Annotated in this window: 18 protein-coding genes and 1 pseudogene; 11 read left to right on the top strand and 8 right to left on the bottom strand. The window is 71.6% G+C overall.

From position 1 onward, the window contains the following. Window positions 1-206: 206 nt before the first annotated feature. The 4 genes and pseudogenes from ACLQ24_RS08840 (at window position 207) to ACLQ24_RS08825 (ending at window position 3,933) form a co-directional block, all read left to right on the top strand. On the top strand, window positions 207-1,391 hold the full coding sequence (locus ACLQ24_RS08840) for a zinc-dependent alcohol dehydrogenase (RefSeq protein WP_425890287.1): 1,185 nt from the start codon (window positions 207-209) through the stop codon (window positions 1,389-1,391). A gap of 264 nt (window positions 1,392-1,655) precedes the next feature. Beyond that, window positions 1,656-2,294: pseudogene (locus tag ACLQ24_RS08835) on the top strand (serine hydrolase); the annotation flags it as partial. 115 nt (window positions 2,295-2,409) lie between these two features. After that, complete coding sequence (locus ACLQ24_RS08830) at window positions 2,410-2,718, top strand: hypothetical protein (protein WP_425890285.1); 309 nt, start codon at window positions 2,410-2,412, stop codon at window positions 2,716-2,718. Between the two features lie 117 nt (window positions 2,719-2,835). Further along, entirely contained in the window at window positions 2,836-3,933 is a 1,098-nt protein-coding gene (locus tag ACLQ24_RS08825; RefSeq protein ID WP_425890284.1) for an MBL fold metallo-hydrolase, read from the top strand. 20 nt (window positions 3,934-3,953) lie between these two features. On the opposite strand, the gene ACLQ24_RS08820 is transcribed toward ACLQ24_RS08825, so the two are convergent. Further along, window positions 3,954-5,465, bottom strand: a complete 1,512-nt coding sequence (locus ACLQ24_RS08820; RefSeq protein ID WP_425890283.1) for a deoxyguanosinetriphosphate triphosphohydrolase family protein — start codon at window positions 5,463-5,465, stop codon at window positions 3,954-3,956. A gap of 165 nt (window positions 5,466-5,630) precedes the next feature. Between ACLQ24_RS08820 and ACLQ24_RS08815 the strand changes: the two genes are divergently transcribed. From ACLQ24_RS08815 to ACLQ24_RS08785, 7 genes are all read left to right on the top strand, one after another. After that, window positions 5,631-8,186: a Tex family protein gene (locus ACLQ24_RS08815; RefSeq protein ID WP_425890282.1), complete on the top strand. Its 2,556-nt coding sequence runs from the start codon at window positions 5,631-5,633 to the stop codon at window positions 8,184-8,186. A gap of 406 nt (window positions 8,187-8,592) precedes the next feature. Beyond that, window positions 8,593-8,946, top strand: coding sequence for a hypothetical protein (locus ACLQ24_RS08810; protein WP_425890281.1), 354 nt, complete (start codon window positions 8,593-8,595; stop codon window positions 8,944-8,946). Window positions 8,947-9,295: 349 nt separating this feature from the next. Then, window positions 9,296-10,423, top strand: coding sequence for a DegT/DnrJ/EryC1/StrS family aminotransferase (locus tag ACLQ24_RS08805; RefSeq protein ID WP_425890279.1), 1,128 nt, complete (start codon window positions 9,296-9,298; stop codon window positions 10,421-10,423). Beyond that, a complete protein-coding gene (locus ACLQ24_RS08800) occupies window positions 10,420-11,475 on the top strand; it encodes a lipid II:glycine glycyltransferase FemX (protein ID WP_425890277.1) in 1,056 nt (351 codons plus the stop codon). The genes ACLQ24_RS08805 and ACLQ24_RS08800 overlap by 4 nt, the downstream gene beginning before the upstream one ends. Further along, window positions 11,472-12,104 carry a sugar transferase gene (locus ACLQ24_RS08795; RefSeq protein WP_425890275.1) on the top strand — a complete coding sequence of 211 codons (633 nt, stop codon included), beginning with the start codon at window positions 11,472-11,474 and terminating at the stop codon, window positions 12,102-12,104. The genes ACLQ24_RS08800 and ACLQ24_RS08795 overlap by 4 nt, the downstream gene beginning before the upstream one ends. Then, window positions 12,101-12,874, top strand: a complete 774-nt coding sequence (locus ACLQ24_RS08790; RefSeq protein WP_425890273.1) for a GNAT family N-acetyltransferase — start codon at window positions 12,101-12,103, stop codon at window positions 12,872-12,874. Before ACLQ24_RS08795 ends, ACLQ24_RS08790 begins: the two co-directional genes overlap by 4 nt. A gap of 183 nt (window positions 12,875-13,057) precedes the next feature. Then, window positions 13,058-14,872 carry a polysaccharide biosynthesis protein gene (locus ACLQ24_RS08785; protein WP_425890272.1) on the top strand — a complete coding sequence of 605 codons (1,815 nt, stop codon included), beginning with the start codon at window positions 13,058-13,060 and terminating at the stop codon, window positions 14,870-14,872. 119 nt (window positions 14,873-14,991) lie between these two features. Here the strand turns inward: ACLQ24_RS08785 and wecB are convergent, their stop codons facing one another. The 7 genes from wecB to ACLQ24_RS08750 all read right to left on the bottom strand — a co-directional run bounded on the left by wecB (window position 14,992) and on the right by ACLQ24_RS08750 (window position 23,869). Further along, complete coding sequence (gene wecB / locus ACLQ24_RS08780; RefSeq protein WP_425890270.1) at window positions 14,992-16,116, bottom strand: non-hydrolyzing UDP-N-acetylglucosamine 2-epimerase; 1,125 nt, start codon at window positions 16,114-16,116, stop codon at window positions 14,992-14,994. Then, a complete protein-coding gene (locus ACLQ24_RS08775; RefSeq protein ID WP_425890268.1) occupies window positions 16,113-17,351 on the bottom strand; it encodes a glycosyltransferase family 4 protein in 1,239 nt (412 codons plus the stop codon). The genes wecB and ACLQ24_RS08775 overlap by 4 nt, the downstream gene beginning before the upstream one ends. Continuing rightward, window positions 17,348-18,475 (bottom strand): capsular biosynthesis protein, encoded by a 1,128-nt coding sequence (locus tag ACLQ24_RS08770; RefSeq protein ID WP_425890267.1) that lies wholly within the window; start codon window positions 18,473-18,475, stop codon window positions 17,348-17,350. The genes ACLQ24_RS08775 and ACLQ24_RS08770 overlap by 4 nt, the downstream gene beginning before the upstream one ends. Next, a complete protein-coding gene (locus ACLQ24_RS08765) occupies window positions 18,469-19,509 on the bottom strand; it encodes an SDR family NAD(P)-dependent oxidoreductase (RefSeq protein ID WP_425890266.1) in 1,041 nt (346 codons plus the stop codon). Before ACLQ24_RS08765 ends, ACLQ24_RS08770 begins: the two co-directional genes overlap by 7 nt. Window positions 19,510-19,818: 309 nt before the next feature. Continuing rightward, a complete protein-coding gene (locus ACLQ24_RS08760; RefSeq protein ID WP_425890264.1) occupies window positions 19,819-21,096 on the bottom strand; it encodes an O-antigen ligase family protein in 1,278 nt (425 codons plus the stop codon). A 365-nt stretch (window positions 21,097-21,461) separates the two neighbouring features. Then, window positions 21,462-22,742: a glycosyltransferase gene (locus ACLQ24_RS08755; RefSeq protein ID WP_425890263.1), complete on the bottom strand. Its 1,281-nt coding sequence runs from the start codon at window positions 22,740-22,742 to the stop codon at window positions 21,462-21,464. Next, window positions 22,739-23,869 (bottom strand): glycosyltransferase, encoded by a 1,131-nt coding sequence (locus tag ACLQ24_RS08750; RefSeq protein WP_425890261.1) that lies wholly within the window; start codon window positions 23,867-23,869, stop codon window positions 22,739-22,741. The genes ACLQ24_RS08755 and ACLQ24_RS08750 overlap by 4 nt, the downstream gene beginning before the upstream one ends. Window positions 23,870-23,910: the final 41 nt, after the last annotated feature.

The raw sequence follows: 23,910 nt of genomic DNA, 5'->3' as shown, positions 1-23,910 counted from the left end.
ACCCCGTTTCGCCGAAGTGGCGGTGTCCGAGCGCGCGGATGCCGCCGCATCGGCGAAACGGGGTCGATCATGTGTGGCCGAGCCCCTCGGCGTACCTGCCGATGCAGTCCCGCACGCCGATCGAGTGACGCGCCCGCTGGTCGCCGCCGGTTCAACTCCTCCTCCCCGGGTAGCAGTCAGACAGGACCGAGGGAGGGCAGCCGGACATGAAGGCGTTGACCTGGCAGGGCAAGCGGGACGTACGGGTCGAGGACGTGCCCGATCCTCGGATCGAAAAGCCGACCGACGCGATCGTCAAGATCACGTCGACGGCGATCTGCGGCTCGGATCTGCACCTGTACGAGGTGCTGGGGCCGTACCTGAAGCCCGGCGACATCCTGGGGCACGAGCCGATGGGAATCGTCGAGGAGGTCGGGTCGGAGGTGACCGGACTCAAGCCCGGCGACCGGGTAGTGGTGCCGTTCAACATCTCGTGCGGTAGCTGCTGGATGTGCCGACGTCAGCTCTACGCCCAGTGCGAGACGACCCAGGTGACCAGCGAGGGCAAGGGCGCGGCGCTGTTCGGCTACACCTCCCTCTACGGTTCGGTGCCCGGCGCCCAGGCCGAGTACCTGCGCGTTCCGCAGGCCCAGTTCGGGCCGATCAGGATCCCGCAGACCGGCCCGGACGAGCGCTACCTCTACCTCTCCGACATCCTGCCCACCGCCTGGCAGGCGGTGAAGTACGCCGACACCCCACCCGGCGGCACCCTGGCCGTCTTCGGGCTGGGCCCGGTCGGCCAGTTCTGCGCCCGCATCGGCCGCCATCTCGGCGCCAAGCGGGTGATCGGGCTGGACCTGGTGCCCGAGCGGCTGGAGCTGGCCCGCCGGCACGGCATCGAGGTGCTCGACGTACGCGAGTTGTCCGACGTGCCGGGCGCACTGATCGACCTGGTCGACGGGCGTGGTCCGGACGCCGTCATCGACGCCGTCGGCATGGAGGCGCACGGCTCCCCGGTCGGCAAGCTGGCCCACGCGGCCGTCGGCCTGCTGCCGGACAAGCTCGCCCAGACGATGACGGACCGGGTCGGCACGGACCGGCTCGCCGTCCTGCACGCCGCCGTCAAGGCGGTCCGTCGCGGCGGCACCGTCTCGCTCTCCGGGGTGTACGGGGGCGAGGCCGACCCGATGCCGATGATGGAAATGTTCGACCGGGGCATCCAACTGCGCATGGGGCAGTGCCACGTGCGCCGCTGGGTCGACGAGCTCATGCCGCTGCTCTCCGGCGACGACGACCCGCTGGGCGTGGAGGATCTGCGCACCCACCGGCTGCCGCTGAGCGACGCGCCGCGCGCGTACGACATGTTCCAGAAGAAGGAGGACGGCTGCATCAAGGTGGTCCTGGCTCCGTGAGCCGGGTGGTGGTGGTCGCGGGCGCGAGCAGCGGGATCGGCCGGGCGACCGCCCGGGCATTCGGTGGGCCGGCTGAACGTGGTGCTGCGGGCGGGCTTCACGGTGCTGCCGGGCGTCTACGACGTCCTCGTCGGACCGTTGATGCGGCTCGCGGGCCTGACGCGGCGCGGTCGGCGCCGTGCTGCGCCGACGGCTCGGATGACACTGTTCGGGACTGTTCGGAACCTTTCCCGGAGGCATCGTGAATAGATCAACTCGCCTAGGGTGGTGGGCCGGCAAGCGCTCCGGCGCCCCCGACGGGAGAGACGATTGACCATCCGACCGAACCGCAGGACAGCACTCGGACTGGGCACAGTGGCCACCGCCGGTACGGTGCTCGGCGCTGCCGCTGCCACCCAGGCCAGCGCAACCGAGAGCACCGAGGGCACGCCGACCACCCCGGCTCGGGCTGCCAACCGGGTCGCTGCCGCCTTCACCCGGCACCGCACCAAGGCCGGCGGCAACTGGCAGGCGTACGTCAGCGTGGCCGACCCGGCGGGCGCGCCGGTCGTCGCGGTGGCGGCGGACGCGGACCGGACGATCGAGGCGTACAGCGTCAACAAGATCGCGGTGGCCACGGCGGTGTTGGACAAGGTCGACCGTGGGCTGCTGACGCTGGACCAGCGGGTCGAGGTGACCGCCGCGATCGTGGTGCCGGGTGGTGACGGCATCTTCAGCCTGGACGGCGCGTACCCGAGCAGCGTGACGCTGGGGCACGTGCTGGCGAACCTGCTGACCGTCTCGGACGACACGGCGGTACGGCTGTGCGGGCTGGTCGCCCCGGCCGCCCAGATCAACTCGATCCTGGTCGCCAAGGGTTTCCCGAACACCCAGGTCGAGCCGGTCGCCAACCCGAACCGGTTCCTCCTCGGCACCAGCACTCCCCGGGAGACGCACGACCTGCTCCGCGCCCTGGTCGGCGGCACGCCTGCTCTCGCCGTCCTCGACGGCGCACCTGCTCGGGCTGCTGCGTTCCCCGGTGGCCTTCACGGACGGCATCCGGCGCACCATGTCCTCCGACGAGCGGGCCCGCATCGCCACCAAGGCCGGCTGGTTCGCCGACGCCCGGCACGAGGCCGGGGTGATCTTCGACCGGTCCGGCGCGGCGGTGCTCACCTACGCCCTCTTCGCCGACGGGCAGGCCGACGCGGACAACTTCGGCGCGACCCATCCGGCGGTGCGGGCCCGGGCCGCCATGGGTCCGAAGTTCCTCGCCGCGGTGGACCGCCTCGGCGGCACGGGCACCGCGTACCGGACAACCGTCCAACGGCCCAGCAACGGCGGCTGACCTCGCCCCGGGGGCGGGAGTCGTCCGGGGGAACTACCGTGTACTGCGGGACTCGGCGGAGGGACGGCGATGGCGCCAGCGGGACGCACGGACGGGCAAGGGTCACTCGGGCGACGGATGCGGGCGACGGCGGGGTTGGCCGCGCTGGCCGGCCTGGCCTGGGTGGCCCGGGACGTGCCGGCGGCGCTGGGCGGCCGGCTCGCCGGGGCCCGCGCCGAGCGCGCGGCCCGCTCGCCCCAGTTCCGCGACGGCACCTTCCACAACCAGGCCGACGTTCGCACGATGGTCGCCGCCGAGCCGGGTCGCAACCTGGTCCGCGAACTGATCTTCGGCAAGCAGAAGCGGCGGCCCACCACGTCCGTGCCGCTCGTGCGGCCCGAAGCATCGCCCGCCGCCGACACCGCCGACGAGCTGAACATCGTCTGGTACGGCCACGCGTCGGCGCTCATCGAGATCGAGGGCCGGCGGGTCCTGCTCGACCCGGTGTGGAGCGACCGCTGCTCGCCGTCCGGCATGGTCGGCCCGCGCCGTCTGCACGAGCCGCCGGTACGCCTGGACGAGCTACCCCCACTGGACGCCATCCTGATCTCCCACGACCACTACGACCACCTCGACATGTCCACCGTGCGGGCGCTGGTGGCCGGGCAGTCGGCACCGTTCGTGGTGCCGCTGGGTGTGGGCGCCCACCTGGACCGGTGGGGGGTGCCCGCCGAACGGATCATCGAGCTGGACTGGTCCGAGTCGCACCGGGTCGACGGTTTGGAGATCACGGCCACCGCCGCGCAGCACTTCTCCGGTCGCGGACTGCGCCGCGACGGCACGCTCTGGAGCTCCTGGGTGGTCGCCGGGGCACGACGCAGGGTCTTCTACACCGGCGACTCCGGCTACTTCTCCGGGTACGCGGCGATCGGCGCCCAGCACGGGCCGTTCGACGTGACGCTGATGCAGATCGGCGCGTACGACCGGGCGTGGCCGACGATCCACATGTTCCCCGAGGAGGCGGTCGACGCCCACCTGGACCTGCGCGGCGGACTGTTCATCCCGGTGCACTGGGCGACGTTCAACCTGGCCCTGCACGACTGGTCGGAGCCGGTGAACCGGCTGTGGGCCGAGGCGAAGGCCCGGGACGTACGACTCGCCGTGCCCCGCCCGGGCGAGCGGGTCGTGGTCGACGACCCGCCCGCCGTCGACGGGTGGTGGCAGTCCGTCGCCTGAGCGGTTCGGCCTGAGCTGGATCAGAGCACGAAGGCGTCGGTCCAGAGCGCGCCGGAGCGACCGGAGAGCGCGTCCAGCATGGCGACCGCCTGGCCGTCGGTGAGCTGCGCGACGAAGTCCACGATGGCGCGTCCCCGGGCGCGGCCGATCCGGTGCGGGGTGCGCGGGTGCAGTTCGGCCTCGGCCAGCTCGACCAGGTCGTGCAGCCGGCGGGGCAGGCGGGACTCCTCCTCCGGGTCGAGCAGCCACTCCCACAGCGCCTCGACGAGGGTGCCCAGCAGCCGGGCCTGACCACGCTGGTGCAGGGCCAGATCGGGGCGGGCCAGCACGAACCGGTGGTGGACGAACTTGAGCACCTGCACCTCGTGCCACTGCGCGCAGCCCAACAGCACGTGCCCGGAGCGCACCGACGGCTGGTCGGACACGGTGATCGCCTCGACGAAGCGGGCGGACCAGCGGGCGGAGAACCGCGCCACGTACTGCTCCGCCTCGATCGAACCGTCGAACGGCATCGCGAGCAGCCCGTCCACCAGTTCCTCGCGGACATGCTCGACGGCAGCCGCGAACGCGTCGTCGTCGGCGATCCAGGCGTCCTTGCGGTGCAGTTGCCGGCGTAGCCGCTCGATGGCCGCGCCGGGCCGGCGGGCCGAGGTGGCCAGCGCCGCGTCGGTGATCGCCCGGAAGTGCCCGCTCTCGCGCTGCCAGGCCATCAGCTCGGCGGACACCGCGCCCTGCTGGAGCACACCGACCCGGTAGAAGTCCTCCACGTCGTGGATCGCGTACGCGATGTCGTCGGCAGTGTCCATGACGGACGCCTCGACGGTCTGCTGCCAGTCCGGAATGCGGCCGACGAACGGCTCCCGGGCCTGCCGCAGGTCGTCCAGCTCGGTCCGGTACGCCCCGAACTTCAACGAGCCGCTCTCCGGGTCGTCGGGTGGCGGGGTGGCGCCGCGCGGCGGCGGATCGAGCAGGCGCGGGTGGGGGTCGGGGTAGTCCAGCCGCGTCCACGGGTACTTCAGCATCGCCGCGCGGACCGCAGCGGTCAGATCCAACCCGGTGGTGGCCGCGCCACGGATCTCGGTGCTCGTGGCGATCCGGTACGACTGCGCGTTGCCCTCGAACCCGTCGGCGAGGCCGAGGCGCTGGCGGGCCAGCCGGTCGAGCACCCGCTCCCCCAGGTGGCCGAACGGCGGGTGGCCGAGGTCGTGGGCGAGAGCGGCGGCCTCCACCACGTCGGGGTCGCAGCCACCGAGCTTGTCCAGCAGGCCGCGCCACCTGTCGTCGGCCGTCAGTCGCTCGGCGATGGCCCGGGCCACCTGGGCGACCTTGAGGCTGTGCGTGAGCCGGTTGTGCACCAGCAACCCGGAGCCGACTGGGCTGATCACCTGGGTGACCCCGCCGAGTCGGGCGAAGAACGGCGAGCCGACGATCCGGTCCCGGTCGGCGCGGAACGGGTTGGCCGTGAGGTCGCCGAGGGCCCGAGCGCTACCGCCGAAGAGCCGCCGGGCGCGCGGCTCCGCAGGTGATTCCATGATCGCCACGCTAGCGCAGGCCCGGCGGGGCCCGTCGACGGATCGACCCGGCACGGGCGCGGAGGCGCGACGGCGCGACGGCGCGACCGGCCGGGCGCGGCGACAGCGGTCGGGGACGCCCGGCAGAATGCAGGCGGTACCCACTTTCGAAGGCGGATCGAGATCGTGACCCAGTCTGTTCATCAGCGGATCGCCGACGAGCTCGGCGTGGCCGAGCGTCAGGTGCGGGCGGCCGTGGAGCTGCTCGACGGCGGCGCCACCGTGCCGTTCATCGCCCGCTACCGCAAGGAGGCCACCGGCCTGCTCGACGACACCCAGCTGCGCACCCTGGAGGAGCGGCTGCGCTACCTGCGGGAGCTGGACGAGCGGCGGGCCGCCGTACTGGAGTCGATCCGCGGCCAGGGCAAGCTGGACGAGGCGCTGGAAGCGCAGATCATGGCCGCCGACTCGAAGTCGCGGCTGGAGGACATCTACCTGCCGTACAAGCCGAAGCGGCGGACCCGGGCGCAGATCGCCCGCGAGGCCGGCCTCGCCCCGCTGGCCGAGACGCTGCTGGCCGACCCGATCCAGGACCCGAAGGCCACGGCCGCCGGGTTCGTCGACGCGGAGAAGGGCGTCGCCGACGCCGCCGCCGCGCTGGAGGGCGCGCGGGCGATCCTGATCGAAATCTTCGCCGAGGACGCCGACCTGATCGGCACGCTGCGCGAGCAGATGTGGTCGCGGGGCCGCCTGGTGTCCCGGGTACGCGATGGTCAGGAGACGGCCGGCGCGAAGTTCGCCGACTACTTCGACTTCTCCGAGCCGTACCCGAAGCTGCCCTCGCACCGGATCCTGGCGATGTTCCGGGGCGAGAAGGAAGGTGTGCTCGACCTGACCATGGAGCCCGAGGAGGCCGGCGAGGCCGACGCCGTGCCGACGGGCCCGAGCCGGTACGAGGCGGTGATCGCCGGCCGGTTCGGTGTGTCCGACGCCGGCCGCCCCGCCGACCGCTGGCTGGCCGACACGGTCCGCTGGGCGTGGCGTACCCGGATCCTCATCCACCTCGGGGCCGACCTGCGGATGCGGCTGTGGCAGGCCGCCGAGGAGGAGGCCGTACGGGTCTTCGCGACCAACCTGCGCGACCTGCTGCTCGCCGCGCCGGCCGGTACCCGACCCACGATGGGTCTGGACCCGGGCCTGCGGACCGGGGTGAAGGTGGCCGTGGTCGACGCCACCGGCAAGGTCCTCACCACCGACACCATCTACCCGCACGAGCCGCGCCGGCAGTGGGACGCGTCGATCGAGACCCTCGCCCGACTGGCCGGGGCGCACGGGGTGGAGCTGATCGCGATCGGCAACGGCACCGCCTCCCGCGAGACCGACAAGCTGGCCGCTGACCTGATCAAGCGGCACCCGCAGCTCAACCTGACGAAGGTGATGGTCTCCGAGGCCGGCGCGTCGGTCTACTCCGCCTCCGCGTACGCCTCGCAGGAGCTGCCCGGGATGGACGTGTCGCTGCGCGGCGCGGTATCCATCGCCCGCCGCCTCCAGGACCCGCTCGCCGAGCTGGTCAAGATCGACCCACGGTCGATCGGCGTCGGCCAGTACCAGCACGACCTGTCCGAGGTGAAGCTGTCCCGGTCGCTGGACGCGGTCGTGGAGGACTGCGTCAACGCGGTCGGGGTGGACGTCAACACCGCGTCCGCGCCGCTGCTGACCCGGGTCTCCGGGATCGGGGCCGGGCTGGCCGAGAACATCGTGCTGCACCGGGACGCCAACGGGCCGTTCCGGTCACGGACCGAGCTGAAGAAGGTGGCCCGGCTCGGGCCGAAGGCGTTCGAGCAGTGCGCCGGCTTCCTGCGCATCCCCGACGGGGACGACCCGCTGGACTCGTCCAGCGTGCACCCCGAGGCGTACCCGGTGGTGCGGCGCATCCTCGCCAGCACCGGGCAGGACCTGCGCGCGGTGATCGGCAGGAGCGCCATCCTGCGCGGGCTGCGCGCCACCGACTTCGTCGACGACCGGTTCGGCCTGCCCACCGTCACCGACATCCTCGCCGAGCTGGAGAAGCCGGGCCGTGACCCCCGCCCGGAATTCCGCACTGCGACCTTCGTCGAGGGCGTGGAGAAGATCAGCGACCTGACGCCGGGCATGGTGCTGGAGGGCGTGGTCACCAACGTGGCCGCCTTCGGCGCGTTCGTGGACGTCGGGGTGCACCAGGACGGCCTCGTGCACGTGTCGGCGATGTCTCGGACGTTCGTGAAGGACCCCCGTGAGGTGGTGAAGTCCGGCGACGTGGTCAAGGTCCGGGTCCTCGACGTGGACGTACCCCGGAAGCGGATCTCGCTGACCCTGCGCCTGGAGGACGAGCCGGCCGCCGGTGGTCGGACGAGCCAGGAGGTGCGCGGCGGCCCGGCGCAGCGCGGACCGCAGGCTGGTCGCGGCGGACAGGGCGGTCACGGCGGGCCCGGTGGCGGTCACGGCGGGCCCGGTGGCGGTCACGGCGGGCCCGGTGGCGGTCACGGCGGGCCCGGTGGCGGCCAGGGCGGGTCCGGTGGTCGCGGCGGGCAGGGCGGGTCCGGTGGCCAGGGCGGATCGGGCGGTCCGAGCGGATCGGGCGGCCAGGGCAGGTCCGGCGGTCGGGGCGGGTCCGGCGGTCGCGGCGGGCAGCAGCGGCAGGGCGGGCCGGCGCCGGCGAACGACGCGATGGCGGAGGCTCTGCGCCGCGCTGGACTGGCCTGATCCCTCAGCCGGCGCGACGAGCGCCCGGGATGCGCACCGCAGGGCGGTTGTCCTCGGCGCCTCCCGCGCTTCGGACGCGCGGAGACCGACTCGCCGGACCATCGGCGGGCACTGTCGAGCTGCCCCATTCGGGGGCGGTGCAGATCTTGGACAGTTTCCGTTCGGCACGGACGGAAACTGTCCAAGATCTGGAGTTGTCGCCCACTCCCGGCGAGCCTGCCCCAGATCTGGGGCAGTTCGACAGGGGGCGGTCGAAGCTCGGGGCCAAGCGCGACCGTCCGGGACCGTGTCACCCCACGGCGAACGGACGGCGGGCGAGCACGTCGACACCAACCCGGTGATGGCCGACACCGCCCGGCACACCCTGCGAGCCGTGCTCGACTGAGTCGGGGCGTACCGTCGGCTCGTGGGTGAGGACGACGGCCGCGAGTGGCGGGAGCGGCAGCAGCGCGCGGTGCGGGCGCACGCCGACGCGGACGCGCGGCGGCGGGCCGCCGAGCAGGCGCAGGCCGCGGAACTGGTGGCCTGGTTCGTGGCCGAGGCCGCCCGGCGCGGGCTGCCCACCACGCGCCTGGTCGCGTTCCATCTGCTGACCGTGCCGGGCGGCCTGCGGGCCCGGCTCCTCGGCGTCGACCCGCAACCCAGCCCGCCACCGCTGGTGGTGGGTGCGGGCGGACGCGACGGCGAGTCGATCCCGTTGCGGACGCTGCTCACCCGGCTGCTCGACGGCGGGACCGACGAGCCAGGTTCCACCACCTGAGCGGCTGCACCACGAGGGTGAGCAGGCCGACGGCGTCGGCGCCACTACCAGTGCGTCCTGGGCCGCGCGGTCGGCCGCCGCCTCCGACTGGTCCTTTCGGAGCGATCACCCTCAGTTGCAGCACCCAGAGGCTCCCTTCGCGCGTTGAGCCCACCGGTGGGCGCGGTTCGCAGCACTGTAGCCGCCGCCGACGAGGGCTCGACGTGAAGAGTCTTCCGGGATCGGCACCCCGCAGCGAGTGGTATATCCCGGAATCGGCATTGAAGAGCCAAAACGCGTGTATGGGAGCCATGCTGGTGGTACAACCGGTTTGTCAGTTTGACCCGGCGACGGCGGGAGTCATCCGAGCATGAGCAAGGTCTACCTCTCCCCGCCCGACGTCGGTCAGCTTGAGGAGTCGTACGCGCTGGCCGCCATCCGCTCCGGGTGGGTCGCGCCGCTGGGTCCGGATGTCGACGCCTTCGAGGCCGAGCTGGCGGAGCGGATCGGGACGTCGTACGCCGTGGCCACCAGCTCCGGGACGGCCGCCCTGCACCTGGCGCTGCTGGCTGTCGGCGCCGGCCCCGGACAGGTGGTCGTCATGCCGACCCTGACCTTCGCGGCCACCGCCAACGCCGCCGTCTACACCGGCGCCGAGCCGATCTTCGTCGATTGCGACCCGACGACCGGCAACATCGACGTGGACCTGCTCGAGTCGCTGCTCGACCGACTCGGCGCCGAGCAACGACGGGTCGCGGCGGTCGTGCCGGTGGACATGTTCGGCGTCTGCGCCGACTACGACCGCCTGCTTCCGGTGTGCGCTCGCGCCGGCCATCCGGTCATCGAGGACGCCGCCGAGGCGCTCGGCGCCACCCGCTCCGGCCGGGCCGCCGGGTCGTTCGGCCGCGCCGGGGTGCTGTCCTTCAACGGCAACAAGATCATGACCACGTCGGGCGGCGGCATGCTGCTCACCGACGACGCCGAGCTCGCGGCCCGCGCCCGATACCTGGCGACCCAGGCGCGACAGCCCGTCGTGCACTACGAACACACCGACATCGGCTACAACTACCGCCTGAGCAACGTGCTCGCGGCGATCGGGAGGGCGCAGCTGTCCCGGCTGGACGGCATGATCCGCCGCCGCCACGAGCTGCGCGACCAGTACGCCAAGCTGTTCGCTGCGGTTCCGGGGGTTCGGCTGCTCGGCGACGGCGATCCGGGCGCGAACTGCTGGCTGACCACCATCGTCGTGGAGCCGGAGATCTCCGGCTGGTGGCCCGGGGAGTTGGCCGCCCACCTCGCCGCACAGGACATCGAGACGCGCCCGGTGTGGAAGCCGATGCACCTGCAACCGGTGCACGCCGGGGCGGAGGCGGTGCTCACCGGCGCGGCGGAGCGGCTCTTCGCCACCGGCCTCACCCTGCCCAGCGGCTCGGCGATGGCCGAACACGAGGGCGAGCGGGTCCGCCGGGTCATCGACGAGTTCCTGGGCCGCCGGTGACCAACGGATTCGCGGTGACCGGCTCCGGCGCCCCGGCCGCCCTGCTGGACGCCTCCTGCCCCGACGTGTACTTCACCGCCGGCTACGGCCGGGCGGCCGCCGAGACCGAGTCGGGCAACTGGCAGACCATCCACGAGCACGACCGACTCATGCTGCCCCACGTGCTGCGGCAGGTGAGCGACACCGACGCCGACGCCGCGAGCCCGTACGGTTACTCAGGTCTGCACGTCGACGTCGGGTGCACCCCCGCTGACCTGGCCCGCTTCTGGTCCCGTGCGGTCGCCCACTGGCGGGACTTCGCCGTCGTCACGCTCTTCCTCCGCTTCTCGCCGCTGGATCCCACCTCGGTCGAGGCGGTCCGAGGGCTCAGCTCCGTCGAGCTGACCCGCCGGGCCGACACCGTCACCGTCGACGTGTCGCAGGGGCCGGACGAGGTGTGGAACGGCATGGAGGGTCGATCCCGCACCGCCATCCGCAAGGCCCGCAGGAGTGGTCTGACCGGCACCGTCCGCCCTGCCCGGCAGGAGGATCTGCTTCCCGGCACGCCGTTCCGCCGGCTCTACGAGTCGACAATGGCCCGGCTGGGCAGCCAGCCCTGGTATCTGTTCCCGGACCGCTACTACCGCCAACTGGCCGCCGGGCTGGACAAGGCGCTGTCCATCGCGGAGATCCGCGACCCGGACGCCACGGTGGTGGCGGCCGCACTCGTACTGCGGCACCGGGACCGGGCCCACTACCACCTGGCCGGGTCCGACCCGCTCGCCGCGCGCGCCGGCGCCAACAACCTGCTGGTCTGGAGCATCCTGGAGTGGGCCGCAGAGCACGGGTGCCGGCTGGTCCATCTCGGCGGCGGCGTCCGTGCCGACGACGGACTCTTCCAGTTCAAGCGCTCCTTCGGCGGTGCCCGCACCCCGTTCTGGACGGGCTCCGCGGTCATCGCCCCGGACCGCTACCGGGAACTGGTCGCCGCGCGGGCCCGACGGCTGGGCCGTACGGCCGAGGACCTGGAGTCCAGCGGCTACTTCCCGGCGTACCGGGCGGGTGGCGCATGAGCACCGCGACACTGGACACGCAACGTCGGGTCAAACGGCTCATCGACGTCGTGGTGAGCCTGACCATCCTGGTCGCGCTCTCTCCGGTGCTGGCCCTGGCCGCAGTCCTGATCCGCCTGCGGCTGGGCGGGCCGGTCCTGTTCCGCCAGCAACGAACCGGCCGGGCGGGCCGCCCGTTCACCGTCTACAAGCTGCGCACGATGACCGACGAGCGCGACGCGCACGGCGTGCTCCTGCCGGACGGCGAACGGTGCAAGGGCATCGGTCTGCTGCTGCGGCGGGCGAGCATCGACGAGCTGCCCCAGCTGGTCAACGTACTGAAGGGTGAGCTCAGCCTGGTCGGGCCACGCCCGCTGCTGCCACGGTACGACCCGTTCTACACCGAACGGGAGCGGCTGCGCTTCGAGGTGCCCCCGGGGATCACCGGGCTGGCGCAGATCCACGGGCGCAACGGGCTGGCCTGGAACGAACGTCTCGAACTGGACGTCGTCTACGTCACGAACTGGTCGCTCGGGCTGGAGCTGCGGATCATCGCCCGCACCGTCCGCGCGGTCCTCACCGGCGCCGGCGTCGCGACGGACCCGTCGGCGCAGATGCTGGACCTCGACCGGGAGCGGATGCTGGCGTGACCGTCCTGATGCCGCGGACCGGCATCGGCACCGTCGACGAGCCGACTGATCCGCACCTCGACGGGATCGTGGAGCTGCTCCGCCAGTGCATACCCGCCGAGTGCGCGGGTCTGACGCCGTACCACGCGGCCACCTTCGCCGCCTTCCTCGGCGCCGCCGTCGCCCCGCCCAGTGCCCTCCGCACGGTCGTGCTCCGCTGCGTCCGCGACTCCTCCCGGGTACGCGCGGTCGCCGACTGGCGGGTGCTGGGCGGGCGACTCTTCCTCAACGGCATAGCGGTCGCCGCCGGGCAGCGGGGACGGGGGTGGGGCGGGCTGCTGCTCGACGACGGGTACGACCTGGCACGGCAACTCGGGTGCGCCGATCTCGCGCTGGACGTCTCGTTGGGAAACCCACTGGCGCGTCGCCTCTACCAGCGACGCGGCTTCACCGACGAGTCGTACGCGCAGTGGACCGAGGTGCGGCTCGATGGAGTCGCCCCTGACCCCACCGTCCGCCTGCTCGACTGGCCGTCGTTCGCGGCGCACCACTCGGCGTACGGCTTCGGTGATCTTCGGATCGGGTCGGCGAACGGCACGACGAGCGTCCGTGTCGTCGGCGCCTCCCTGCGTCTCCCCGCGGACGCACCCGGCCCGGGTCTCGCGGCCGCCCTGGCCGAGGTCGTGCCGACCACCCGCTGCTATCGGATCGGCCCGACCGTCGAGGGCGGAACGACCGACGGCTTCGCTCGTTTCGCCCGGATGTCGCGTCCGGTCGAGCTCCGGGGCTGAGCACAGCGGTCGGCGAGGCGGTACGTGAAAAAGACAAGTGATCAATAAATAGGAGGTATCACTACATAAGGCGTAAAAGCCGCCGATCCCGGCGGCCGAACGATTGGGACGAGGACACATATGCCGCAGCGGCACATCGAAAGAGAACGACGCTCGGAGAGGGCCGGAGCGCGATGGGGGGCGGTGTCTCGGGCGTGTGCTCTCCTCGGCACGGACGCCGGCGCCTGGATCGTCGGGGTTGTGCTGGCCACCTGGGCGCGTTACGAGTTCGACCTCACCACGGGCCAATTGACGCGCGCGGTGACCCTCGGCGGCATCGCGGCGGTCCTGCACGCGGGGTTGGTTCCCGTGCGACGGCTCCGCTCGGGCCGGCACCCCGTCGGCAGCCTCCACGAGGTCCAGCACGTCGCCGGCACGGCGATCATGATCGCGAGCATCCTGACGGTGGGTCTGTTGCCGCTCGCCGAGCGACCGGTACCCGCCAGCACCCCCCTCATCGGCGGCGCCCTGGCAGTGCTGTTCATGCTCGCCGCGCGGTTCGCCTACCGGCACCGCCACGATCTCGCCATGCGCCCCGACGTCCACTCGGCGACGCCGGTGCTGCTGTTCGGCATGGGTGACGCTGGCCAGGGCCTGCTGCGGGCCATGCTCGGCGACCCGCGCGGACGGTACCTGCCGGTCGGCGCGCTGGACGACGATCCGGAAAAACGCGACCTGCGCATCGGCGGGGTACGGGTGCTGGGCGGCCGACACGACGTCGGCGCTGCCGTCCGACGCACCGGCGCCGGCGCCGTGATCTTCTCGGTCGCCAACGCCGACGCCGCCCTGATCCGTCAGATCCGCGAGGCGACCCTCGAGACGGGCGCTGCCTTCAAGGTTCTGCCGCCCGTCCGGGACCTGGTGGACCACCGGATCACCGTCACCGACGTCCGCGACGTGCAGATCAGTGACCTGCTCGGCCGTCGCCAGGTCGTCGCCGACCTGCCGCTGAGCGGCAACAGCCTGACCGGCCTGCGAATCCTGGTCACCGGCGCCGGTGGCTCGATCGGCTCGGAACTCTGCCGACAGGTCATGAAGGCCGACCCGGGTGAGGTGATGATGCTGGACCGCGACGAGACGGCCCTGCACAGCCTCCAGATGTCGCTGGCCGGGCGTGCCCTGCTCGACGGCCCGGAGCTGATCCTCGCCGACCTCCGCGACGACGAGGGCATCCGCCGGATCATCCGGGAACGCCGGCCGGACGTCATCTTCCACGCGGCGGCGCTCAAGCACCTCACCCTGCTCCAGCGGCATCCCGGCGAGGCGGTCAAGACGAACGTCTGGGGCACCCTGTCGGTGCTCGACGCCTGTCGGGACGTGGCCAAGTTCGTGAACATCTCCACGGACAAGGCGGCCAACCCGATCAGCGTCCTCGGTTACTCGAAGCGGATCACCGAGCTGCTGACCGCGCACGCCGCGTCACGGTTTCCGGGCACGTTCCTCAGTGTTCGGTTCGGCAACGTGTTGAGCAGCCGGGGCTCGGTGGTGACAGCATTCCAACGGCAGATCGAGGCCGGGAACCCTCTGACCGTCACCCACCCGGACGTGACCCGCTATCTCATGACCGTCCAGGAAGCCGTCCATCTGGTCCTCCAGGCCACCGAGATCGGTCGGAACGGGGAGGCTCTGGTACTGGACATGGGCGAGCCGGTGCGGATCGCCGACCTGGCCCGGCAGATGGCCGACCACGCCACCAGCAGCGTTCCGATCGTCTACACCGGCCTGCGGGCGGGCGAGAAGCTGCACGAGGACCTGCTCGGGGCCGGCGAGATCGACACCCGGCCGCTGCATCCTCTGGTGTCGCACGTGACGGTGCCGACGCTGGACCCGATGGAGGTGCGCGGGCTCGACCCGTACGCCGAGCCGACGAAGGTCGTCGAGCAACTCGCCCTGCTCTGCGCCCAGCCAACGCCTCCGGTGGTGAACGGTCCGCTGGGCGTACCGCTGCAGTCACGCTGACGATGGCCACAGGGCCGGCCACTGCGGTTCGCGGTGACCGGCCCTGTCGGCTGTCTGGCTCGGCGCTGCCTGACTCAGCGCTGCCTGACTCAGCGCTGTCTGGCTCGGCGCTGTCTGGTTCAGCGGCGGATGCCCGCCCAGTCGTGGTGCCGGCGGACGGTGGAGAGGATGAAGTCGACGACCCGCCGGGAGGTGTCCGGCACCTGGTAGTCCAGCGGGCAGGGAACCCCCTGCGCGGCGACCTGGGCAACGGTCACCTCGACCGCCTCGACCACGCCCTGCGGGTCGAGACCGGTCATGATGATGCCGCCGACGTCGAGCGCCTCCGGCCGTTCGATCGACTCGCGCAACGTCACCGCAGGGAAGCCGAGGATGGCCGCCTCCTCGCTGACGGTCCCGCTGTCCGACAGGGTGCAGTACGCCATGGTCTGCAGGTGCACGTAGTCGAGCAGGCCGAACGGCTCGTGGAAGGCGATGCCGTCCAGCGCGGTGGCGTCCGGGGCCAGCGCCTCCAGCCGTTTGCGGGTCCGGGGGTGGGTGGAGACCAACACCGGCAGGCCCCACCTGTCGCGCACCGCGACCAGGCAGTCCAGCAGCCGGCGGAGCCGGTCGGGGCGGTCCACGTTCTCCTCCCGGTGCGCGCTGACCAGGAAGTACCCGCCCGGATCAAGCTCCAACTGCCGGAGGACGGTCGAGCTGACGATCGACGCCCGGTAGTGCTCCAGCACCTCCCGCATCGGCGACCCGGTGTGCAGGATGCGGCGCGGGTGCAGACCCTCGGCGAGCAGATTGCGCCGGGCGTGTTCGGTGTAGACCAGGTTGAAGTCCGCCACATGGTCGACCAGCCGACGGTTGGTCTCCTCCGGCACGTTCAGGTCGAAACAGCGGTTCCCGGCCTCCATGTGATACACCGGCACCCGCATCCGCCGCGCCATCAGCGCGGCGATGCAGCTGTTGGTGTCGCCCAGCACGAGCAGCGCGTCCGGCCACAGCTCGGCGATCGCCTGCTCCATGCCGACCAGCACACCCCCGAGGACCCGGCCGAGCGACGAGGTGTCGACCTCCAGGAACCGGTCGGGCTGGCGCAGCCGCAGCTCGGTGAAGAACACGTCGGACAACGCCGGGTCCCAGTTCTGGCCGGTGTGGACCAGAACGTGGTCGACCGTGTCGTCGAGCCGGGCGAGCACCCGGGACAGCCGAATGATCTCCGGTCGAGTGCCGACCACAGTCATGATCCTGGTCATGCCCGTCCCTTCTGCGCAGCAACCTTGGTCAGGATGTCCTCGAACTGGTCGACGCCCACCCGCAGGGACATCCGCTCCTGGTAGACGTGCCGGGCCCGGCGACCCATCTCGCGCCGGGCGTCGGCAGGCAGATCGGCTGCCGCCACGAACTGGTCGGCGAGCGCCCGCCAGTCCTCCGGCGGGCTGACGAGACCGATCCCGGCCGAGCGGACGAGGGCCGCGGTGTCGCCGCCCGCTGCGGCGACCACCGGCATGCCGCAGGCCAACGCGGCCTGGAGCTTCGACGGGACGGCGGCCCGCAGGGCTGGCACGTCACGCAGGCACACCAACTGCCAGTCCGCCGCCGCGGACAGCTGCGCCATCTGATCGGGCGGGTGCCGACCGACGAACCGCACATTGTCGGCGCCCAGGTCGGCCGCGAGTCGACGGGCCGCGTCCTCGCCCGCGCCGGAACCGACGAGCACCAGGTCCAAACGGTCCCGGGCCGCGGCAGCCGCCCGGATGGCCGTGTCCAGGCCCTGCAGGAGCCCGAGGTTGCCGGCGAACATCACTGTGCAGCGCCCGCGATGACCCAGCACCGCACGGGCCTCGGCGGTGACCGGCACCGGCCGGAACAGGGCGTCATCGGTCCAGTTCCAGACCACGCGCACCCGGTCCGGGTCGGCGCCTCCCGCCACCACCCGCTCGGCCATGGTCGGCGAGATCACCACGATGGTGTCCGCCAACCGGTACGTCGCACGCATCAGTGCGCCGACGGCCCCCTCCAGGGAGCGGCCGGCCCGGCCGGTGGGTGCCATGCCGGAATGCGTCACCGAATCGGGCCACAGATCCTGCACGTGTAGCACGATCGGTGTGCCCCGGGTGGCGCGCAGCAGCGCCGCGGCGGCGACGGCCGTGGGCGGCGGGTGATAGACGTACGTGACGTCGACGTCGGCGAGCCACCGTGCCCCGGGCAGCGCGCTGCTGGCACCGAAGGACAGGAGACTCAACGCCCGACGAAGGGCGGAGGCGTCATGACTCGGATAGGCCGGGACTCGCCGGACCGCCACCGGCCCCTCGGTTTCCCGGTACCCCCAGCTCTGCCGCCAGCCGGGATAGATCCGGCCGTACGGATAGCTCGGAAAGGTGGTGAGCACCCGCACCTGGTGGCCCCGGTCGGCGAGCCCGCTCGCCAGGTTGCCGGGGATGAACGCACCCTCGGGGGGATACCACTGGCTGATCAGGCCAACCTTCACGCGCCGACCGCCACCGGCGCCGTCCGGGTCGCCTCCACCGGCTCGGGCCAGGTGTCCGGTCGGTCCGGGTCGAACAGCTCGTTGGTCCAGAACATCGTCACCAGGTCGTCCGAGCCGGTGTTGACCAGCTTGTGCACCCACATCGTGGGCATGTCCACCAGCACCGGCTCGTCGCCGCTGACCCGGAACCGCAGCACCTCGGTGTCGTCCACCCGGCGCAGACTGATCTCGGCCGAGCCGCGCAGCACCACGAACCGTTCCACCTTCGCCAGGTGGAAGTGCTCACCTCGGGTGATGCCGGGACGGGTGGTGGAGCAGAACGTCTGCCCGCCGCCCCCGTGCGCCTTGACCGTCTCGACCAGCTCGCCCCGGGCGTCGGCCCGCCGGGGCAGCGCGAGCGGGTAGTGCGCCGGGAAGCAGTGCGACCGGTAGGTGTTGAACAGCCGCACGTCGTGCCGGCCCACCAGGGACGGGAACTCCCCGGTCCGGTACGTCGCGGCCATGCCGGTCAGCAGGCTGGCCAGAGCCTGCACGCCGATCCGCGCCGGCGGCATGGCCGGATCCCACGAGCCACCGGCCGGCACACCGATGAGCCGGGCGGCCGCATCGGTGACGTGCACGAGGCTCAGCTCGCGGTCGGCGTGCACCTCCGGCCGGTCGCCCTCGGCGAGCACCCGGCAGAACGTCGCCACGGCCGAGTTGTAGTACGGACGCCCGTGCTCGCCGTACAAATTCGGCAGCAACACGTCGTCGACCTCGATGCCGGTGGCCGCCAGCACCCGCGCGGCCGTGGCCTTGGCGTCTCCGTACGGGGTGCCGTTGCCGGCCTGCACCGAGTTCGCGTAGATCACCCGTGCCGGCGGGTTCGCACACCGCTTGAGGCCCTCGGCGAGCTGCGCGGCGAGTTGGACGTTCCCGGCCGCGACATCGGCCGGCTCGCCCCGGTTGACGCCGGCCAGGTGCAGCACGCGGTCGACCCCGGCCACCTTCGCGGCGACCACGGCGGGATCGGTGAGGTCGGCCCGGGTGAGCACGACCGGTTCCGGCCAGTCCAGCGCCCGCAGCAGCACCCGCACGTGCCAGCTGAGGAACCCTCCGGCTCCGGTGACGGCGAGCCTCAGCACGCCAGCACCGGATCCCGCAGCGCCAGCTCCGCGCGTACCTCGGGCAGTGTCTTCAACAACGCGATGATCTCGGGTACGCCGAGCTGCGGCGCGTTCGCCGAGTTGAAGTCCTGGCTCGGACCGTCAGCGAGGTCACCCTCGGAGACGTACAGCGCGTAGTTGAGGTCGCGGGCGTCCAGCGGCACCCGGAGGAAGTCGCCGAAGTCCTCGGCCTGGGCGAGTTCCTCCCTGCTGGCAAGGGTCTCGGCCTGCTTCTCTCCGTGCCGCACGCCGATCACGTCGAGCTTGGTGGGCACGTCGAAGAGCTGACACACCGCCTCGGCCAGGTCGCCGACGGTGCAGGCGACGGCCTTGCGGATGAAGATGTCACCGGGCCGCGCGTGGTGGAAGGCGTGCTCGACCAGCTCGACCGAGTCGGCGAGCGACATCAGGAACCGGGTCATCCCCGCGTCGGTCACTGTCGGCGCCCGGCCGGCCTTGATCTGCTCGATGAACAGTGGGATGACCGATCCACGCGAGTACATGACGTTGCCGTACCGCACGCAGGAGACCGTGGTCGAGCTGTTCGGGTTGTTCCGGGCGTGCGCCTGGGCCACCTTCTCCATCAGGGCCTTGCTCATGCCCATCGCGTTCACCGGGTAGACGGCCTTGTCGGTGCTGAGCACGACGACCGATCCGACGCCGTTGCGCTCGGCGGCCTCGATGACGTTGCTGCTGCCCAGGACGTTGGTCCGCACCGCCTCCAGCGGGAAGAACTCACACGACGGCACCTGCTTGAGGGCGGCGGCGTGGAAGACATAGTCGATGCCCCGACTGGCCTTGAGCACCGAGTCGTAGTCGCGCACGTCCCCGACGTAGTAGCGGACCCGCTCGTCGCCGAGCAGGCGACGCATGGAGTCCTGCTTGGCCTCGTCCCGGCTGAGCACCCGGACCTCGCCGGCCCCACGGTCGAGGAGCCGGCGCACCATGGTCTGGCCGAAGGAACCCGTACCGCCGGTGATGAGAACACGGCGTCCGGTGGTTGCGAAATTCATTGATTCTCCCGTGTCGTCGCTGCGCCGGTCCGCAACCCGACGACTCGACGAGAGAGTCACGGGGCGCCCGCGCACCCGTCCCGGAGCAAGGGCCAAATCGGCCGGTTTCAGCATCCGGGATAACGAGAGGCGACCTCCACAGATACGCTCTCCGTCACGATTTGACCGCAAGGCATGACCAGTAGCGAATTGATCCGGACGTACAATATGAATCGGGCACTCGTCGCGGCGCAACCCAAGACGAATTGTGTTCGCGGACTAAAGCCCACTGCGCTTCCGGTCTATTCGGAAAACATCTCGCACCCAGCGTTACGACGAGCCAGCGCGGACGGGGAAGCTCGAACTGCCCGAAAGGACTACGGGCGGCACGTCCTCGTCGGCCCTGTGCCGTCCGGCCAGCTGTCCTGACCTTGGCAATATGGACGCCCCCTTGGTCGCCCACCGCCACGTCCCTGGCGAGAGCCGCGACCATAGCGCCGCCGCCAACCAACCCGCGGGGGACAGTTCCCAGTGACCGGACAGCAGGATCGGCAGCCACGCCACGATCAGCACGCCGGCGAAGTATTTTCCGACCTTGCCCGAGCCCGCCGGCCCGACCAGCACCGCCACCCCGAGCACGGCGAACAGTGCCAGCCCGACAGCGCCCAACTCCACGGCGATAGTCAACGGAACGCTGTGCGCCCCGACGCCGGTGACGGTCGGAAACATGCCCGGCCCGATGCCCGTCCAGATGTGGCCCTCCCACAGCTGCCGGGCCAGCGCCCAAAGATCGAGCCGCCCCGACATGTTGTCGTCCTTGCGGGCGAAGAACTCCTGCAACCACAGCAGCCGCGAGTCCCCGTACACCCCGAAGGGGATGGCGATGAGCAGGGCCGGGGCCGCTACCGCGACACTTGTCCACGCGACCCGGGGCGCGGCCCAACCTGCGAGCATGTATCCGCCGACCAACACCAGGGCCATGAGGGCGCCCCGGGTGCCATTCCACACCACCGCGTACACCAGCAGCGGGACTGCCGCCAGCACAGCGAGCCGCAGCCGCCGGGAGAGCCCTCCGGCCCGCGCCACCGCGATCGCTACGACCACCCCGGTCACCAGCGCATACGCGGTGTAGTTCGGGTTCACCGCGCCGACCCCGACGCGGATCAGCGCCGGGTCGATCGTGGGGTCGACCCCACGGGCGCTGCTGACCACCTCAACGGCCGCCCACACGCACCCACCGAGGTAGGAGCAGCCCACCAGAGCGAAATGCCACGCGTTGGTCACCGCCCCACGCGCCGCGATGAACAGCGTGCACATTCCCCAGTACGCCCACAACGCGTCGGCAGACGAGGGCAACCAGGTCACACCGATCGCCGCTGCGCTCACCCAGAGGGCCAACGCGACCGCGAGGAGATCTGGCCACCCGAAACGGCGCCACGCCGACGGCACAACCAGCAGCACCGCTATCCACACATGCCGTCCCTGCACCATGGCCGGCGCAACCGGAGCCACCGCGGCAAGCACGCAGACGATGACCAGACGCAGCCCGGCCATCACATTCACCTCCGGCACCTGGCGGTCCCGCCGGTAGCCGAGCTGTGCCTCCATGGTCCGCACCACGTGATCTCTTCCCCTTCTCGTGGCGGCCCCCTTCCCGCTGCTGCGGCCGGACCGATGCCCCCTTCATCGTCCAACGCCACCCGGAGCCATTTGGAAACTGTCGGATTTCGCCCAATAAGGCGAACTCTGGCGGCCGACCCGGTTCTGAAGACGCGGTGACGGCGTCGTCGGCGAGAGTCCCGACGACGCTGAATTGGTCGCAATCGGCGTCGGCTTCAATATCGGTGGATAAAGCCGACTACGCGTGCCACAACGCAGGCGAGGGCAACAGTCTTCGCCGAAAACCTGCTTGTCGGCAATCACTTTGCCACGAACGCCGGCCTGGAGAGAACAAACTCCACCAACCCACGCCATCATCGAATGTGAGACAGCGGCGTTCGTTCTGCAATTTCGCGGAGGGGGGCGACCGACAGGCCGGCCAGGAACGACCGGATGCGTCGGCCCTGCGGTGCCGGACCGCGGGTCTCCCGCACGAAGGCGGCGCCGGCAGCGCCGAGGGCGACTCTCTCGCCGGGAGGCATCGCCAGCAGTTGCAGCAGCGCTTCGCGCAGCCCATCGGCCGTGTCCGTCTCGGCGAAGCGCAGGTACGGCTCGTAGTCGGGCGGAATGCCCGGCAACCGTGTGGTCACCACGGGAACGCCTGTGGACAGGTACTCGATGAGCTTCGACGGAAACGAGTAGCGGACGAACGACTGATCCACCGGCCGCGGGTTCACCAGCACCGACGCGCCGGCGAGGCGTTGCACCAACGCGGCGCGGTCCAGCAGCTCCGGCGGGGAGATCCGGGGATCGGCCTGCGCCTGCGTCCGCGACCACTCCTCCAGCTCGCCCCGCCCGAACAGGAGCAGGCGCAGATCCGGGTCGGCCATACCGCGGAACGCCTCGACGAGGCGGTCCACACCGTACGCGCGGGTCAGCCCACCCGCGTAGACGATGTCGCGGGTGGCGGCGTCCGGCCGGGAGGGGACGGCGTCGAGTCCCCCCGGTGACGCCCCGGCGGCGGGTGGATCGCAGATCCCCTCCATGACCAGGCGGGGAATCGACGGCGCGAAGTCCTCGCCGAGCGCCGCGGTGAGCACCACGACGCCGGAGGAGCGGCGCAGCGCCATGCGGACCAGCGCGTGATCCAGCCGGCGCAGCGCGCGGACGATCCGCCCGTCGGAGGGGAGGACCACACCGGGGGGATCGGTCAGCACCGGCACCACCCGCGCCGAGCCCCGCCACGCGACCAGGACGCCGAACCACAGGAACGGCGTGTGGACGCCGTGGATGAGCAGGACGTCGTCGCCGTGTCGGCGCAGGGTCCGCGAACCCGCGCGCACGGCTGCCACGAACCGGGTCAGGTGCTTCAGGCCGAGCAGATTGACGAAGCCGAGCAGTTCCCCGTGCACGCCGTCCTGCTGGAACTGCTCCGACCGGAAGCGGATCTGCCGGTTGCGCGGGAACGTCGACGCGGGTGCCGCCGAGAGCAGACGTACCGGACAGCCCGCCGCGCGCAGGCTCCGGACCAGGCTCCAGGCGAACGTGTGCGTCTGGGTGGGCAGGACGGCATCTCGCGCCACGATCTCTCGGAACACGTCGTCGTCGACAGTGAAGCCGAGCAGCAGTACCCGGGGACAGTGCTCGTCGGTCACGCCGCTCCTCGCAGGATGCGCTGGTAGACGTCGTCGAGGGACCGCAGCATCACCGGCAGGCTGTACGCGTCGTGCACGACCTTGCGGCCGGTCTCCCCCAGGTGCCGACGTTCGGCGGCGTCGTGGAGCAACGGCTCAAGGGCGGCGGCGAATGCGGCCGGGTCACCCGCCGGCACGAGATGACCGCCACCCTGGCGCAGCACCTCGACGTTGCCGCCGACGGCGGAGGCGACGACGGGCAGCGCGTGGGCCATCGCCTCCAGCAGAGCGTTGGACAGGTTCTCGTGCAGGGTGGGGAAGACGAAGATGTCGGCGGCCGAGAGGAGGTCCGGCACGTCGAGCCGATTGCCGAGCAGCCGCACCTCGGTGCCGTGCGCGCCGGCCAGGGCTTCGGCGATGCCAGCCCGGTCCGGTCCGTCGCCAGCGACCAGCAGCACCCGGCGGCCCGGTCGCGGTGGCAGTCGCCGCAGCGCGTCCGCCAGCACCCCGAAGCCCTTGTCCCAGTTCAGTCGCGCCACCGCGATCATGGCCACGTCCTCGCGGCCCAGGCCGAGGGCGGCACGTCGACTGCTCCGTACGGCGCCGACGTCGGCAGGTAGCGGAACCCCGTTGGGGATCACGCCGACGAACGTGCCGGCGTGTGCCCGTACGAAGTCCCGGTCCGCGGCGTACTCACACACCGTGGCGACGTGGCTGGCCATCCGCAGGGTGGCCGGTTCCGCGCAGCTGGCCAGCAGCGCTCTACGCCAGGTGTGGCCGCCGTGCCTCAGGTCCCGCACGGTGCCGTGCACGGTGACCAGGATTCTGGGGCAGCCGGCCAACCGGGCGGCGAGCACGCCGTGAAAGCCCTCGTTCTGCAGGCCGCGCACGTGCACCAGGTCGGGGCGTACCCGCCGCAGGAGTCGGACCCACTCGCGCAACAACGGCACGTTGAGGCCACCGTTGCCGCCGACCTGATGCATGCGGACGAACTCGTATCGCTCGCTGAGCGCGGAATCCAGCACCCGCCCCACGGCGGTCAGTGGCCCGTTGGCGCCGGGCGTGCCGGCGGAGTGCTGCACGACGACCGGCCGTGCGCGCGCCGGTGGGGCGCTCGGACCATGGCCGTCCCGGCTGACTGGCTGCACTGACACTCCATCGTCGACCGCGGGCCACCGACGGCGCGCCC

This window comes from Micromonospora sp. DT4 (assembly GCF_049841675.1).
GTDB lineage: Bacteria > Actinomycetota > Actinomycetes > Mycobacteriales > Micromonosporaceae > Micromonospora.
This window is presented reverse-complemented; position numbering and strand designations above follow the sequence as displayed.

Excerpts from the sequence above, each read along its gene's own strand:
- ACLQ24_RS08840 (WP_425890287.1), top strand. The coding sequence starts at position 207 with ATGAAGGCGTTGACCTGGCAGGGCAAGCGGGACGTACGGGTCGAGGAC.
- ACLQ24_RS08825 (WP_425890284.1), top strand. The coding sequence starts at position 2,836 with ATGCGGGCGACGGCGGGGTTGGCCGCGCTGGCCGGCCTGGCCTGGGTG.
- ACLQ24_RS08820 (WP_425890283.1), bottom strand. The coding sequence starts at position 5,465 with ATGGAATCACCTGCGGAGCCGCGCGCCCGGCGGCTCTTCGGCGGTAGC.
- ACLQ24_RS08805 (WP_425890279.1), top strand. The coding sequence starts at position 9,296 with ATGAGCAAGGTCTACCTCTCCCCGCCCGACGTCGGTCAGCTTGAGGAG.
- ACLQ24_RS08795 (WP_425890275.1), top strand. The coding sequence starts at position 11,472 with ATGAGCACCGCGACACTGGACACGCAACGTCGGGTCAAACGGCTCATC.
- wecB (WP_425890270.1), bottom strand. The coding sequence starts at position 16,116 with ATGACCAGGATCATGACTGTGGTCGGCACTCGACCGGAGATCATTCGG.
- ACLQ24_RS08765 (WP_425890266.1), bottom strand. The coding sequence starts at position 19,509 with ATGAATTTCGCAACCACCGGACGCCGTGTTCTCATCACCGGCGGTACG.
- ACLQ24_RS08760 (WP_425890264.1), bottom strand. The coding sequence starts at position 21,096 with ATGGAGGCACAGCTCGGCTACCGGCGGGACCGCCAGGTGCCGGAGGTG.